Here is a 14,730-nt window from a genome sequence, read left to right as displayed (position 1 = left end):
CTGCGCCCTGGCGCAGATCGCCCCGCCCGCCGTCCCGCAGGAATCCGCCTCGGCGGCGGTTTTGCAGACTTGCGGTCCGCTGGCAGTCGCGTCATTGTGCGCGGCACCAATTTACGGGTCCGGTTGAAACGGACGGGGACTCACCCCACCTTATCAGCCCGAGACAGGAGATGGCCGGGGGTCGCCTAGAACAGGGGCCGGTGCCATCTTGCCAATGAACAAGGATAGAGCATGCAAGAGCCTCTGAACGCCTCTTACCCCGTCCTGCCGCTGCGCGACATCGTGGTGTTCCCGCATATGATCGTGCCGCTTTTTGTCGGCCGCGAGAAATCGGTGCGGGCGCTGGAAGAGGTGATGCAGGAAGACAAGCAGATCCTGCTGTCGAGCCAGGTCGACCCCGGGATCGACGATCCCGACAGCGACGGCATCTACCGCACCGGCGTGCTGGCCAATGTGCTGCAGCTGCTGAAACTGCCCGATGGCACCGTCAAGGTGCTGGTCGAGGGGCAGGCACGGGTCAAGATCACCGGATTTCTGGAAAACGACGTCTTCTTCGAAGCGCGCGCCGAATACCTGACCGAGATCCCCGGCGACGTGACCACCACCCAGGCGCTGATCCGCACCGTGGGTGACGAATTCGAACGCTATGCCAAGGTGCGCAAGAACATCCCCGAAGAGGCGCTGGCCGCTGTCGGCGAAACCACCGAGCCGGCCAAGCTGGCCGATCTGGTCGCGGGCCATCTGGGCATCGAGGTGGGTCAGAAACAGGACCTGCTGGAAACCCTGTCCGTCAGCGAGCGGCTGGAGAAGGTCTATGGCCTGATGCAGGGCGAGATGAGCGTTCTGCAGGTCGAGAAGAAGATCAAGACCCGGGTCAAATCCCAGATGGAGAAGACCCAGCGCGAATATTATCTGAACGAACAGATGAAGGCGATCCAGCGCGAGCTGGGCGATGGCGAAGAAGGTGCCGGCGAGATCGCCGAGCTGGAAGACAAGATCGCCGCCACCAAACTGTCGAAAGAGGCGCGCGAAAAGGCCGAGGCCGAGCTGAAAAAGCTCAAGAACATGTCACCCATGTCGGCCGAGGCCACCGTGGTGCGCAATTATCTCGACTGGCTGCTGTCGATCCCGTGGGGCGTCAAATCCCGCGTCAAAAAGGATCTCGGCCGCGCCGAGGGCGTGCTGGATGCAGATCATTACGGTCTGGAAAAGGTCAAGGAACGCATCGTCGAGTATCTGGCGGTGCAGCAGCGCTCGGCCAAGCTGAAGGGGCCGATCCTGTGCCTTGTCGGCCCTCCGGGCGTGGGCAAGACCTCGCTGGGCAAATCGGTCGCAAGGGCGACCGGGCGCGAGTTCATCCGCATTTCGCTGGGCGGGGTGCGTGACGAGAGCGAGATCCGCGGTCACCGCCGGACCTATATCGGCTCGATGCCGGGCAAGATCATCCAGGCGCTGAAAAAGGCCAAGACCACCAATCCGCTCATCCTGCTCGACGAGATCGACAAGATGGGTCAGGATTTCCGGGGCGACCCGGCAAGCGCGATGCTCGAAGTGCTGGATCCGGAACAGAACAACACCTTCATGGACCACTATCTCGAGGTGGAATACGACCTCTCGAACGTGATGTTCCTGACTACGTCCAACAGCTATAACATGCCTGGGCCGCTGCTGGACCGGATGGAGATCATCCCGCTGGCGGGCTATACCGAGGTTGAAAAGCGCGAGATCGCCAAGCGCCACCTGCTGCCCAAGCAGACCAAGAACCACGGTCTGAGGGCCAAGGAGTTCGAGCTGTCCGATGGGGCGCTGACCGACATCATCCGCTATTACACCCGCGAGGCGGGAGTGCGGAACCTGGAACGCGAAGTGGCCAAGATTTGCCGCAAGGCGCTGACCAAGATCCTCAAGAAAGAGGCCGAGAAAGTCTCGGTAACCTCCGAGAATCTCGAGGATTTCCTGGGTGTGCGCCGGTTCAAGTTCGGTCTTGCCGAGAAGGATGACCAGATCGGTGTGGTCACCGGGCTTGCCTGGACCAGCGTCGGCGGCGATCTTCTGTCGATCGAGGCATTGCGCCTGCCCGGCAAGGGCCGGATGAAGACCACCGGCAAGCTGGGCGAGGTGATGAAGGAATCGATCGACGCGGCGGCCTCTTACGTGCGCTCGATCGCGCCCGCCATCGGGGTGAAACCGCCCCGGCTGGACCGCTGGGACATCCACGTGCACGTGCCCGAGGGAGCGACGCCCAAGGATGGCCCCAGTGCCGGTATCGCCATGGTTACCTCGATCGTGTCGGTGCTGACCCAGACGCCCGTCCGCAAGGACATCGCCATGACCGGCGAGGTCACCCTGCGCGGCAACGTGCTGGCCATCGGCGGGCTCAAGGAGAAGCTGCTGGCGGCCCTGCGCGGTGGCGTCAAGACGGTGCTTATCCCGGCAGAGAACGAAAAGGACCTGCCCGAGATCCCGGACAATGTGAAAGAGGGGCTGACGATCATCCCCGTCGCGCATGTGTCCGAGGTGCTGAAACAGGCGCTGGTACGCCAGCCCGAGGCGATCGAATGGGACGAGGCGGCCGAGGAAGAGGCGGCCGCCGCCAAATCGGCACTGCCGGGCGGTGACGGGGCCTCGGCCACGGCGCACTGAACGGCGCAGACATTACCGGCAAAGGCGGGCCCAGAGCCCGCCTTTGTTGTATGCGGACACCTGTTTTCAACTATTTTTTGCGTGAATGTAGCCAGATCGGAAACAACTGGCTAAGCTGCCGAAAACAAAACAACGGGGCACCAAATGGCAAAACGCAGTACACGGACGGCAACCACCACGCGCAAAACCACCACCCGCCGCAGCACCGGCGCCAAGACTGCGGCCAAGACCGCGGCCGCCCCGACAGAGGCCGAGCCGGCCGAGGCAGAGATGATGCCGGTCGACATCGCCGAAGCGCTGGACACGCCGCTGCCCGAAGTGGTGCGCGCCGAGGATGACGACGACCAGGACAGCGGCAACGAGTTGCGCAAGCGCGAGTTGATCGACCTGGTCGTTGCGCGCTCGGACGTGAAGAAGAAGTTCGTCAAACCCGCTGTCGAGGCGATGCTTGCGATCCTGGGCGAGGCGATCTCGCAAGAGCGCGACCTGAACCTGCAACCGCTGGGCAAACTCAAGGTGAACCGCTCGGCGGACAAGGGCAACGGGCAGGTGATCATCTGCAAATTGCGCCGCAGCACCCAGGCAGAGGAAGAAGTCGAAAAACTTGATGCGGACCCTCTTGCAGAGGCTGCCGAGTGACGCTAAAAGCCTGCCTCACGGGTGATTAGCTCAGTGGTAGAGCGCTTCGTTCACATCGAAGATGTCAGGAGTTCAAATCTCTTATCACCCACCAGAATTCGGAGCCGCCGAGTGAAAACTCGGCGGTTTTTCGTTGTGTCGCATGCGGTTGCGTCAGGTACCTGATGTGACTTACCAAAGAAAATGGCCCCCACTGGGTGTTCCAGAAGGGGCCATTTGCGCGGTTGTACCGGATCAGAGGCCGGGCAGGCGGTCGAGCAGGGCGCGGCGCCCGAACGTGGTGCCGGGACGCTCACCCAGGTCAAACCGCAGGCCGACCCCGACAAAGGCGTCGTTGTTGCTGAAATTGGCCACCCGGGCATTGCCGGTTCCGATCTCGCCATAAAGGTTGACGCCGCTGCCCAGGCCGTAATCGGCGCCGATGGCCATGCGGGTCATGTTGGCGCCGCTCTTGTTGTCCATGAAATCGACGCTGGCGTTCAGGCTCAGCGGGCCGCTGCCCACATCGCTGCTGATCTTGCCGCCCAGCAGGGTGGCATTGGCCCCCTGCACACGACCGCGCGAGAAATACCCCTCAAGCCGGATTGCAGAGAAATCATAGACCGCTTCGAGCCCATAGAAGTTGCGGTCGATGCCGCCGCCATCCTCGGTCCCCCAGAACCCGCCCACGGCGCCGCCATAGCCGAACTGGTAGATGCCATGCAGCGTGGCGCTGCGGCCGCTGCCGCCGATCTGGTCGAACTTGTAATACCCGACGTCAAGCTGGGTCGAGACCGAACTGCCCAGACCCAGTTCGAACGAACCTTGCAGCGCCTGTCGCGCGCCCTTCGACTTGCTGGTGAACTGATAGTGGTTGATGTCGACATTGGCGCCGACAAGGCTCTGTGCCGAAAGGTTGGCTGGGGCCAGGCCGACCGCCAGTACCGCCGCTGCCACGCGGAGTTTCATGCTGCTGCTCCTATGCCTGATGCGCAGGGGTGCGCGGGCGCTTTGCGCGCTCTCTGGCGGAATCATATACATCACGCCGAATCAGGTAAAGGTCCTTGATTATGCGGGCGGAATCCTGTTGGCGTCAGGTCCGGTACTGCCGGGCAGGGGCAAAGCACCCCGCCCGGCGCGCGGATCAGAACAGCGATTCCAGCAGCGGGCGGGTGTTCTCTGCCGTCATCGTTACCGGGTTGCCGCCGGTCGAGGGATCGTTCAGCGCGTCGCGCACCAGCACGTCGAGGTTGGGATCCTTGACGCCCAGGTCTGTCAGGGTTTTCGGGATGCCGAGCGAGGTATTCAACTCGTCGACATAGGCCGCGAACCCGTCGAACCCGCCCGCGATGCCCAGATAGGCGGCGGCCTGTGCCAGCACGCCCTCGACAGCGGGGCGGTTGAATTGCAGCACGGCGGGCATGCAGACCGCGTTGGTGGTGCCGTGGTGGGTGTGGTGATGTGCGCCGATGGGGTGCGACAGCGCATGGATGGCGCCCAGCCCTTTCTGGAACGCGGTGGCGCCCATGGCGGCGGCCGACATCATATGCGCGCGCGCCTCAAGGTCGGACCCATCGGCATAGGCGCGGGGCAGGTATTCCTTGACCAGTCGCATGCCTTCCAGCGCGATGCCCTGGCTCATCGGGTGGTAATGGGGCGAGCAATAGGCCTCGACGCAATGGGCAAAGGCATCAAGCCCGGTACCGGCGGTGATGAATTTCGGCATGCCCACGGTCAGTTCCGGGTCGCAGATCACCACCTTGGGCAGCATCAGCGGGTGGAAGATGATCTTTTTCTCATGGCTGTCGGAATTGGTGATCACGCCCGCGCGGCCCACTTCCGATCCGGTCCCGGCGGTGGTGGGCACGGCGACGATCGGGTGAATGCCTGCCGGGTCGGCGCGGGTCCACCAGTCGCCGATATCCTCGAAATCCCAGAGCGGGCGGGTCTGGCCTGCCATGAAGGCCAGCGTCTTGCCCAGATCGAGCCCCGAGCCGCCGCCAAAGGCGATCACCCCGTCATAGCCGCCCTCGCGATAGACCTTCAACCCGGCCTCGACATTGCGCTCGGTCGGGTTGGGATCAACCTCGGAAAACATCGCCCGGCCCAGGCCCGCGGCCTCCATCAGGTCGAGCGTGCGGGTGGTGATTTCCATCGCGGCCAGCCCCTTGTCGGTGACCAGCAGCGGTTTGGAGATACCGGCGGCCTTGCAGGCCTCGGCGATTTCGGCGATCCGCCCCGCGCCAAAGCGGATGGCGGTGGGATAGGACCAGTTGCCAACAAGTTTCATGGGCTTCAAGCCTTCTTCAGGTGATAGGATTTGGGACGGGTCAGGGCGTGAAAGCCCAGCACGGACAGGCCTGCGCCGCGACCGGTATCCTTGCAGCCGGTCCAGCAAAGCGCGGGGTCAAGGTAATCGCAGCGGTTCATGAACACGGTGCCGGTTTCCAGCCGCCTGCCGATCTCGTTGGCGCGGGCGGTGTCGCGGGTCCAGATCGAGGCGGTCAGCCCGAACTGGCAGTCGTTCATCAGCGCAATCGCCTCTTCGTCATCGGCGACGGGCATGATGCCGACGACGGGTCCGAATGTCTCTTCGCGCATGATCTCCATGTCATGGGTGACATTGGTCAGGATCTGCGGCGTCAGATAGGCGCCGCCGTCATCCTGTGCGAACCGCTCGATATGGGCGGTTGCGCCCTTGGCGATGGCATCCTCGATCTGGTCGCGCGCCACCTGGGCAAAGCGGACATTGGCCATCGGCCCGATGGTGGTCTCGGGGTCCAGCGGATTGCCCAGCTTGTAGCTGTTCACCAGCGCCACCGCCTTGTCGACAAAGGCGTTGAACAGGCTGGTATGCACATAGATCCGCTCGATCCCGCAACAGCACTGGCCCGAGTTGAACATGGCCCCGTCGATCAGCGTGTCGACAGCGGCATCCAGATCGGCATCGGCGCGGACATAGCCCGGGTCCTTGCCGCCCAGCTCGGTCGAGACGGGGATAAAGGTGCCGGCGGCGGCGCGTTCCATCGCCTGACCGCCCCGGACCGAGCCGGTGAAATTGACGAAATTGACCTTGCGGCGAGAAATCAGCTCGGCGGTGGTGTCATGGTCCAGCACGATGTTCTGGAACACATCCTCGGGGATGCCCGCAGCATGGAATGCCTCAGCCATGCGCTCGCCCACCTGCAGGGTCTGGGCGGCATGTTTCAGGATCACCGTATTGCCCGCCATCAGCGCGGGCGCGACCGTGTTGATCGCGGTCATATAGGGATAGTTCCAGGGCGCCACCACCAGCACCACGCCAAAGGGCTCGCGCTCGATCTTGCGCAGAAAGGCGTCGCTGTCCTCGACCACCAGCGGCGCCAGCGCGCTTTCGGCGATCCGGGCCATATAGGTGGCGCGCTCGTTGAAACCGCCGAACTCGCCGCCATAGCGGACCGGGCGGCCCATCTGATGGGCCAGTTCCACCGCCATGCGGTCGGTGGTCTTGCCCACCTCGGCCACCGCCGCCAGCACCAGCGCCACGCGCTCGGCCAGGGGGCGTGCTGCCCAAGCGGCTTGCGCGGCGCGGGCGCGCTCGGCGGCGTCCATGGCCGCCTCACGCGTGGCCGCGGGCCGCTCCAGATAGACCGATCCGTCGATCGGCGAGATGCATTGCACGGTTCTTGTCATGACCGAACTCCAGTTTCGGGGGGCATAAGCCACCCCTGTCTTCTTTCTGGTTCAAAATACTCCGGGGGGCGTGGGGGGGCTGGCCCCCCATTTGCCCACCGCTTCAGGCTTTCTCGAAACCGCGCGCGATTTCCCAATCGGTCACCACGCGGTCGAATTCCTCCTGCTCCCATTGGGCGCAGCGGGTGTAATGGTCGATCACCCAATCGCCCATCGCCGCGCGCAGCATGGCCGAGCCGTCCAGCGTGCCGACCGCATCGCGCAGGCTGCGCGGGATCTCGCCCGCCTCGGCATTGTCATAGACATCGCCGCTGGTGGGGGGCGCCAGCTCCAGCTTCTCCTCGATGCCTTGCAGGCCTGCCGCCAGCAGGGCCGCCTGCGCCAGATAGGGGTTCAGGTCCGAGCCGCCGATGCGGCATTCCATCCGTACACCCTTGGTGCCTTCGGCGCACATGCGGAACCCGGCGGTGCGGTTGTCCACCGACCAGACGGTCTTGGTGGGCGCAAAAGTGCCCTTCATGAAGCGTTTGTAGCTGTTCACGTAAGGCGCCAGGAAGAAGGTGTAGTCGGGCGCATAGCGGATCATCCCGGCGCAGAACTGGCGGCCCAGCTCGCTCAGCCCGTGCGGTGCATCCTTGTCGTAGAAGGCGGGTTCCGACCCGCGCCACAGCGACAGGTGCACATGGCTGGCGCTGCCGACCCGGTCATGGTGCCATTTCGGCAGAAAGCTGGCGGCATGGCCATGCTGATGGGCGATCTCCTTGGTGGCATGTTTGGCGATCGTGTGGTGATCGGCACAGGCCAGCGCGTCGGCATAGCGGATGTTCAGTTCTTCCTGGCCTGCCTCGGCCTCGCCCTTGGTGTTCTCGACCGGGATGCCGGCGGCGAAGAGATGGTTGCGCAGCGGGCGCATCACATGCTCTTCCTTGCTGGTCTGCAGGATGTGGTAATCCTCGTTATAGCCCGAGATCGGGGTCAGGTTGCGATAGCCGGTCTTGCGGATCTCGTCGAACGTGCCCTCGAACAGAAAGAATTCCAGTTCGGTCGCCATCATCGGCGTCAGCCCCAGCGCCTCGGCGCGGGCGATCTGCGCCTTCAGGACCTGGCGCGGCGAATGTGGCACCGGTTCATGGCTGTGGTGATCCAGCACGTCGCACAGCACCATCACCGTACCTTCGAGCCAGGGCAGGGGGCGCAGCGTGCTCAGATCGGGCTTCATCACGTAATCGCCATAGCCGGCCTGCCACGAGGTGGCGCGATAGCCGTCCGGCGTGGCCATCTCCAGATCGGTGGCCAGCAGGTAGTTGCAGCAATGGGTTTCCTCATAGGCGCTGTCGAGGAAGTTCTGTGCATGGAACCGCTTGCCCATCAGGCGGCCCTGCATGTCGACCAGGCAGACCAGAACCGTGTCGACGGTGCCTGCGGCAACCTGGGCTTTCAGCGTTTCGAATGTGAGCATGTCACGACCTTTGGATTGGGTGGGGTCAAGAATTTTCGTCGAAAATTCTGTCGCGGAGACCGGCCCGCCGCAAGGGGCGGCGGGCCGGGTCTGTGATTTAGCCGTAGCGATAGGGCCGCCCGGCCTTGGCCATGTCGGCGTTATACTTCTTGAAGATCTCGACAACCTTGGCCTTGGTCTCGGATTCCGCCGCGATCTCGTCCCAGAACTTGACTGCCGCCGCTTCGACCTGCGCCCATTCGGCATCCGGGATCGAGGTCAGCTGCATCTTGGTGCCATTGACGCGCAGGCTTGCCTCGCCGCCCCAATACCACCACTGGCGATAGTAATGCGACTGATCGCAGCAGACCCGGAACAGGGTTTGCAGATCCTCGGGCAGTTCGTTCCAGCGGTCCATGTTGGCAAAGAAGCTGCCGGCCCAGGCGCCCGAGATATTGTTGGTCAGGAAGTAATTGGTCACATCGGCCCAGCCGACCGTGTAATCCTCGGTGATGCCCGACCAGGCGATGCCATCAAGCTCGCCGGTTTGCACCGCGACCTCGATATCTTCCCACGGCAGGGTGACCGGCACTACGCCGAACTGTGCCAGGAAGCGGCCGGCGGTGGGGAAGGTAAAGACGCGTTTGCCGTTCAAGTCGGCCAGGCTGTTGATCGGGTCTTTGGTGGCGAAATGGCAGGGGTCCCAGGCGCCGGCGCTGATATGCTTGACGCCGACCTTGGAATACTCCGCGTCCCAGATCTCGTTCAGCCCGTACTGGTTGAACAGCACCGGCACGTCCAGCGAGTAGCGCGAGGCAAAGGGGAAATAACCGCCGAACACGGTGACCTCGGTGGGCGAGGCCATCGAGTCGTCATCGGACTGCACCGCGTCGATGGTGCCGCGCTGCATAGCGCGGAACAGCTCGCCCGTCGGGACCAGCTGATCGGCATAGAACAGCTCGATCTGCATGCGGTCGCCGGCGATCTTGTTGAACATGGCAATGGCGGGGTCGATCACATGGGCGGCCAGCGCCGGGCCCGCATAGGTCTGCATGCGCCATTTGATCGTCGATTGCGCCAGCGCCGGGGTGGCGAGCGGCGCGGCCGCCGCGCCAACGGCGGCGGTGGTGATAAACTTGCGTCTTGTGGTCATCGGTTCTCTCCCAATTGCAAAAGGGTGGATTGGATGCCCCGGTTCATTCCGGGATCACTTGTTGTAGACAGTCTCGGGCAGCCACAGCGCGATCTGCGGAAAGATCATGATGATCGCCAGCGCCAGGGTCATCACCAGCACGAAGGGCAGGATCGAGCCATAGATGTCGCGCAGGGTGATCTCGGGCGGCGCCATGGCCCGCATCAGGAACAGGTTATAGCCAAACGGCGGCGTCATATAGGCGATCTGGGTGGTGATCGTATAAAGCACGCCGTACCAGATCAGGTCGAACCCCAGCGCGCCCACCAGCGGCACGTACAGCGGCGCCACGATCACCAGCATCGCGGTATCGTCTAGAAAGGTGCCCATGATGATGAAGCTGAGCTGCATCAGGATCAGGATGACCCAGGGGTTCAGCCCCAGCCGCTCGGTGAACAGATCCTCGATCGCCTTGACCGCGCCCAGCCCATCGAACACCGCGCCAAAGGCAAGTGCGGCCAGGATGATCCACATGAACATGCACGAGATACCCAAGGTGGAGCGGACCGAGGTCTCGAACACCTGACGGTTCATCCGGCCCTTGAACACGGCGGCCAGAAAGGCCGTCAGCGCGCCGATGGCCGAGCTTTCCACCAATGAGGTCCAGCCGTTGACAAAGGGCACCATCATCGCGGCAAAGATACCCAGCGGCAGCAGGCCCGCGCGCAACAGGCGCAGTTTCTCGCCCATCGGCACGTCACGCTCCTCGGGTGACAGCGCCGGGCCAAGGGCCGGGTTCAGCCGGCAGCGGATCGCGATATAGAGGATGAACATGGCCGCCATCATCAGGCCCGGCAACACGCCCGCCAGCCACAGCTGGCCCACCGGCTGGCGCGCGATCATCGCGTAAAGCACCAGCACCACCGAAGGGGGCACCAGGATCCCCAGACTGGACCCGGCCTGAATGACCCCCGTGACCATCTTCTTGTCGTAGCCGCGTTTCAACAGCTCGGGCAGGGCGATGGTGGCACCGATGGCCATGCCCGCCACCGACAGCCCGTTCATCGCCGAGATTAGCACCATCAGCCCGATGGTGCCGATGGCCAGCCCGCCGTTAAGGCCGCCCATCCAGACATGGAACATCTTGTAGAGATCGTCGGCGATCTTGGATTCCGACAGCACGTAGCCCATGAAGATGAACATCGGCAGGGTCAGCAGCGGATACCATTTCATCAGCTTCATCGCCGCCGAAAAGCCGATGTCATACCCGCCCCGGTCGCCCCACAACAGCAGCGAGGCCAGCACCGCGACAAAACCGATGGCGCCGAACACGCGCTGGCCGGTCATCAGCATCACCATCATGGTGGAAAACATCAGGATGGCGATCAATTCATAGGACATCTCAGATCACCTCGCGCGGGATGTGTTCGCCACGGATCCGCAGGATGTCCTTGGCCAGTTCGGACAGGGCTTGCAGCAGCATCAGAAAGAGGCCCGCGCACATGATGGTCTTGATCGGCCACAGCACCGGGCGCCAGGCGGTCGGGCTGCGCTCGCCATACTGGAAGGAATAGCTGAGGCTGTCATAGCCGCCATAAAGGAGCACGCCGAGATAGAAGATCAGGAACAGCACGGTGATCGCGTCGGTCCAGGCCTTGCGCCGGTCCGACCATTCGCCATAGAGCAGGTCCATCCGCACATTCGATCCCATCTGGATCGAATAGGGGCCGCCCAGGATGTAATAGGCGACCATGGCAAATTGCGCCATTTCCAGCGTCCAGAGCGAGGGGTTGATATCAAAGCCCAGATCGCTGCCGACCTTGGAAAAGCTGGACCACAGCAGGATCGCCATCATCACGAAGATGCCATACATGACCAGCCGCCCGATCCAGCGGTTCATCCGGTCGACGATGCGGATATAGGCGCGCAGCGCGGTCATTTCGGGATGCCTCCGATCATGCTTCTGCCTCTGACGGAGCCAGGGTGTCGATCATCCCGGCCAGCATCGGGGCCAGCAGCCCGGTGATGCGGTTGACGCCTGCGGGCGTGTCGATCAGGTCGTTCCTGACCTCGATCATCACATTGGGCAGGCCCCGTGCGATGGCGTGTTCGCGCAGCGTATGGGTCACGCCATCGGTGGCGGAATAGGGCTCGTTCAGCGCGGCCCTGAGGCCCGATCCCTGCGCGGCCGTCAGCAGCAGCTGGGCGGCGCGGTCGTCGCTGTCATGCAGGATGCCCAGTTCGACACTGCGCGTGCGGCCCTGATAGACGGGGGTGAAACTGTGCAGGGTGACCAGCACCGGCGGCGCGGCGCGGGTGTCGAGCGTTGCCGACAACAACTGCCGGAACGGATGATAGACCGCATCGGCGCGTTGGGCGCGCTGGGCAGGAGTCAGATCCGCATTGCCGGGAATGGTGTAGATCTCGCTTTGCGCGGGCATGGCATCGGCGCGTTCGGGTGGGCGGTTGCAGTCATAGACCAGCCGGCTGATCCGCGAAAAGACCAGCGGCACGTCCAGTGCGCCCGCCAGCTCTACCGCCAGATCCATGGCGCCGATATCCCAGGCCGCATGCGAGCAGGCCGCCTCGGGCGACAGGCCCAGACCCGACAGCGCGGCAGGGATGAACCGGCTGGCATGTTCGCACACCAGCACGCCGCGCCCGGCACCACGGGCGTTCAGCACCCGCGCGGGCGGGCCTTCGACAGGGGAGAGCAAAGGAGATTCGGCATCGCTTGACATGTGTAACATTGGTTACAACCTCTGTGTCTCTGTCAATAAAATTTCTGTAGACATGATTACAGAAACGGATAACCTGTAAAAAACGTTAGAACAAAGGGCGGCCCGTGCCCGGCACATCGAAACTGGTCAAGCAACGCATTCAGGACGAGACCGAGCAACTGACCCGGTCCGAACGTCAGTTGGCCTCGATCCTGTTGCAGGATTATCCGATGGGGGGGCTGCAATCGATCACCAAGCTGGCCGTTGCCGCCGGTGTCTCGACCCCCACCGTGATCCGCATGGCCCGCAAGCTGGGCTTTGACGGGTTTCCCGCGCTGCAGGACGCGCTGCGCGAGGAAGTGGCGGCGCAGATCAAGAAGCCGATCTCGAAACGTGATGGCTGGGTGGTGGACGAGGGCGCCGAACATCCTCTGATGCGCTTTGCACAGGTGGTCTGGGCCAATATGCGCCACACGCTGGAGCGGACCGACACCGCACTGTTCGACCGCGCCGCAGCGATTCTGGCCGATACGTCACGTCCGCTTTACGTTGTGGGCGGGCGCATCACCCGCTCGAACGCGGATTATCTGTATAACCACATGCAGATCATCCGGCCCAATGTCACCATGCTGGGCAATTCGGCCAATGTCTGGCCGCAGTACCTGCTGGACATGGATCAGAGCTCGGTCCTGGTGATCTTCGACATCCGCCGTTACGAGGCGCATCTGGAGAAACTGGCCCAGATTGCGAGCGAGCGCGGGGTGACGGTCATCCTGTTCACCGATCAGTGGGGCTCGCCCATCGGGCGGGTGGCGGACCTGACCTTCAACGGGCTGGTCGAGGCGCCGTCGAGCTGGGACAGCACCATCGCGCTGCAACTGATCGTCGAGGCGCTGATCGCCGAAGTGCAGGGCGCGCGCTGGGAAGAAAGCAAGGAGCGGATCGAGGAGTTGGAGGCGATGTTCTCGTCCACCCGCCTGTTCCGCAGCCCCACCTAAAATTGTGCAATAACGCACATAAAGACGCAGATTGCTCCGAATTGTGCATTTTGCATCAGCTGCTACCTTAGCCTCATCCCAACCGAACGGAGGCCCGAGATGAGCTGGAACCCCTTGCTGGATGCCGATATCCCCCTGGGCGACGGGGTGGATTCGATCGAGACGGTGATTGTACCGCGTGCCCGCGATCTGGGCGGGTTCGAGGTACGCCGCGCCTTGCCGGCACCACGCCGCCAGATGGTCGGGCCGTTCATCTTCTTCGACCAGATGGGCCCGGTCGAGTTTCTGACCGGGCAGGGCATCGACGTGCGCCCGCATCCCCATATCGGGCTGGCCACCGTCACCTATCTTTACAAGGGGCGGCTGCATCACCGCGACAGCCTGGGCACCGATCAGTGGATCGAGCCGGGCGCGGTCAACTGGATGGTGGCGGGCAACGGGGTCACCCATTCCGAACGCACCGACGGCCCGGCCCGGCAGGCGCCGCTCAGCATGTTCGGGATTCAGACCTGGGTGGCGCTGCCCGAACATCTGGAAGAGACCGACGCCAGTTTCGAACATACCCCCGCCAGCGCGCTGCCGCTGCTCGAGGCTGAGGGCAAGCAGGTGCGGCTGGTGCTGGGCGACGCCTGGGGGGCGAGTGCGCCGGTCGCCACCACCTCTGAAATGTTCTATGCCGACGCGCAGCTGGCGCCCGGCACCGCCCTGCCGCTGCCCGACAATCACGAGGACCGCGGTGTCTATGTCACCCAAGGGTCGGTCGAGGTGGCGGGGCAGAGCTTTGAGGCGGGCCGGATGATGGTGTTCCGCCCCGGCGACCGGCTGAGCCTGAAAGCCGGGGCGCAGGGGGCACGGTTGATGTTGCTGGGCGGTGCCACGCTGGGCGGGCCGCGCCATATCTGGTGGAACTTCGTGGCCAGCTCGAAAGAGCGGATCGACGCGGCAAAAGAAGCCTGGCGGGCCGGGGATTGGCGCCATGGCCGGTTCCGTCTGCCGCCCGGCGATGACGGCGAATTCACCCCGCTGCCGACGCGCTGAGCGCGGCGGGATGCCGGCCAATGACGCGGTAAGCGGTTGAACTGAAAGGGTATCCGCCCCGCACCCCCGGGCGGGTGCCGACAAATTTCAGGCGCGTGGGTAAAAAAGTGAGAAACCCGCTTGACGATGCCCGAGCCGCGCCATAATACACCCCAACGTTCCGCAGGGAACGACAGATCACAGTGTGCGGTTGTAGCTCAGTTGGTTAGAGTACCGGCCTGTCACGCCGGGGGTCGCGGGTTCGAGCCCCGTCAACCGCGCCACTGATGATCCCCTCCCGGAGGTTCCGGGACCGGCCCGGAGGGCAGGAAATGCGCGGTTGTAGCTCAGTTGGTTAGAGTACCGGCCTGTCACGCCGGGGGTCGCGGGTTCGAGCCCCGTCAACCGCGCCACTTCTTTCACAGAACGTTGATTTCCGTGGTGATCGGTGCCTTGTGCGCCGCCGCCTCTTGCCTGTGGGGCGCGCTTTCC

12 protein-coding genes and 3 tRNA genes are annotated in these 14,730 nt (G+C 63.6%); 7 read left to right on the top strand and 8 right to left on the bottom strand.

The features are described 5' to 3' along the window. Positions 1-231 precede the first annotated feature (231 nt). From lon to SPO_RS13245, 3 genes are all read left to right on the top strand, one after another. The gene (lon, locus tag SPO_RS13255) at positions 232-2,643 is read left to right on the top strand and encodes an endopeptidase La (RefSeq protein ID WP_011048315.1); all 2,412 of its coding nucleotides are present in this window, start codon (positions 232-234) and stop codon (positions 2,641-2,643) included. A gap of 144 nt (positions 2,644-2,787) precedes the next feature. Next, complete coding sequence (locus SPO_RS13250) at positions 2,788-3,282, top strand: HU family DNA-binding protein (protein WP_030003232.1); 495 nt, start codon at positions 2,788-2,790, stop codon at positions 3,280-3,282. 19 nt (positions 3,283-3,301) lie between these two features. After that, a tRNA-Val gene (locus tag SPO_RS13245) sits at positions 3,302-3,376 on the top strand. Positions 3,377-3,516: 140 nt separating this feature from the next. Here the strand turns inward: SPO_RS13245 and SPO_RS13240 are convergent. The 8 genes from SPO_RS13240 to SPO_RS13205 form a co-directional block, all read right to left on the bottom strand. Next, complete coding sequence (locus SPO_RS13240) at positions 3,517-4,230, bottom strand: porin (RefSeq protein WP_044028487.1); 714 nt, start codon at positions 4,228-4,230, stop codon at positions 3,517-3,519. Between the two features lie 175 nt (positions 4,231-4,405). Further along, complete coding sequence (locus tag SPO_RS13235) at positions 4,406-5,551, bottom strand: iron-containing alcohol dehydrogenase (RefSeq protein WP_011048312.1); 1,146 nt, start codon at positions 5,549-5,551, stop codon at positions 4,406-4,408. Positions 5,552-5,556: 5 nt separating this feature from the next. Further along, entirely contained in the window at positions 5,557-6,933 is a 1,377-nt protein-coding gene (locus SPO_RS13230) for an aldehyde dehydrogenase family protein (protein WP_030003231.1), read from the bottom strand. 103 nt (positions 6,934-7,036) lie between these two features. Continuing rightward, positions 7,037-8,392, bottom strand: a complete 1,356-nt coding sequence (locus SPO_RS13225) for a glutamine synthetase family protein (RefSeq protein WP_011048310.1) — start codon at positions 8,390-8,392, stop codon at positions 7,037-7,039. A gap of 97 nt (positions 8,393-8,489) precedes the next feature. After that, positions 8,490-9,524: a TRAP transporter substrate-binding protein gene (locus SPO_RS13220; protein ID WP_011048309.1), complete on the bottom strand. Its 1,035-nt coding sequence runs from the start codon at positions 9,522-9,524 to the stop codon at positions 8,490-8,492. A 54-nt stretch (positions 9,525-9,578) separates the two neighbouring features. Continuing rightward, entirely contained in the window at positions 9,579-10,904 is a 1,326-nt protein-coding gene (locus SPO_RS13215; protein ID WP_011048308.1) for a TRAP transporter large permease, read from the bottom strand. A 1-nt stretch (position 10,905) separates the two neighbouring features. Further along, entirely contained in the window at positions 10,906-11,442 is a 537-nt protein-coding gene (locus tag SPO_RS13210; RefSeq protein WP_011048307.1) for a TRAP transporter small permease subunit, read from the bottom strand. A gap of 16 nt (positions 11,443-11,458) precedes the next feature. Further along, positions 11,459-12,244, bottom strand: coding sequence for an N-formylglutamate amidohydrolase (locus tag SPO_RS13205; RefSeq protein ID WP_051420377.1), 786 nt, complete (start codon positions 12,242-12,244; stop codon positions 11,459-11,461). A gap of 104 nt (positions 12,245-12,348) precedes the next feature. Between SPO_RS13205 and SPO_RS13200 the strand changes: the two genes are divergently transcribed. From SPO_RS13200 to SPO_RS13185, 4 genes are all read left to right on the top strand, one after another. Next, positions 12,349-13,221 (top strand): MurR/RpiR family transcriptional regulator, encoded by an 873-nt coding sequence (locus tag SPO_RS13200; RefSeq protein WP_011048305.1) that lies wholly within the window; start codon positions 12,349-12,351, stop codon positions 13,219-13,221. A gap of 99 nt (positions 13,222-13,320) precedes the next feature. After that, complete coding sequence (locus tag SPO_RS13195) at positions 13,321-14,259, top strand: pirin family protein (protein ID WP_011048304.1); 939 nt, start codon at positions 13,321-13,323, stop codon at positions 14,257-14,259. A 186-nt stretch (positions 14,260-14,445) separates the two neighbouring features. Beyond that, positions 14,446-14,522 (top strand) — tRNA-Asp (locus SPO_RS13190). A gap of 52 nt (positions 14,523-14,574) precedes the next feature. After that, positions 14,575-14,651 (top strand) — tRNA-Asp (locus tag SPO_RS13185). The last annotated feature ends 79 nt before the right edge of the window (positions 14,652-14,730 follow it).

Source organism: Ruegeria pomeroyi DSS-3, assembly GCF_000011965.2.
In the GTDB taxonomy this organism is placed as follows: Bacteria; Pseudomonadota; Alphaproteobacteria; order Rhodobacterales; family Rhodobacteraceae; genus Ruegeria_B; species Ruegeria_B pomeroyi.
The sequence above is the reverse complement of the archived record's forward strand: the minus strand, read 5'-3'. Positions and strand labels throughout refer to the sequence as shown.

Excerpts from the sequence above, each read along its gene's own strand:
- lon (WP_011048315.1), top strand. The coding sequence starts at position 232 with ATGCAAGAGCCTCTGAACGCCTCTTACCCCGTCCTGCCGCTGCGCGAC.
- SPO_RS13210 (WP_011048307.1), bottom strand. The coding sequence starts at position 11,442 with ATGACCGCGCTGCGCGCCTATATCCGCATCGTCGACCGGATGAACCGC.
- SPO_RS13235 (WP_011048312.1), bottom strand. The coding sequence starts at position 5,551 with ATGAAACTTGTTGGCAACTGGTCCTATCCCACCGCCATCCGCTTTGGC.
- SPO_RS13240 (WP_044028487.1), bottom strand. The coding sequence starts at position 4,230 with ATGAAACTCCGCGTGGCAGCGGCGGTACTGGCGGTCGGCCTGGCCCCA.
- SPO_RS13195 (WP_011048304.1), top strand. The coding sequence starts at position 13,321 with ATGAGCTGGAACCCCTTGCTGGATGCCGATATCCCCCTGGGCGACGGG.
- SPO_RS13215 (WP_011048308.1), bottom strand. The coding sequence starts at position 10,904 with ATGTCCTATGAATTGATCGCCATCCTGATGTTTTCCACCATGATGGTG.
- SPO_RS13220 (WP_011048309.1), bottom strand. The coding sequence starts at position 9,524 with ATGACCACAAGACGCAAGTTTATCACCACCGCCGCCGTTGGCGCGGCG.
- SPO_RS13230 (WP_030003231.1), bottom strand. The coding sequence starts at position 6,933 with ATGACAAGAACCGTGCAATGCATCTCGCCGATCGACGGATCGGTCTAT.
- SPO_RS13250 (WP_030003232.1), top strand. The coding sequence starts at position 2,788 with ATGGCAAAACGCAGTACACGGACGGCAACCACCACGCGCAAAACCACC.
- SPO_RS13225 (WP_011048310.1), bottom strand. The coding sequence starts at position 8,392 with ATGCTCACATTCGAAACGCTGAAAGCCCAGGTTGCCGCAGGCACCGTC.
- SPO_RS13205 (WP_051420377.1), bottom strand. The coding sequence starts at position 12,244 with ATGTCAAGCGATGCCGAATCTCCTTTGCTCTCCCCTGTCGAAGGCCCG.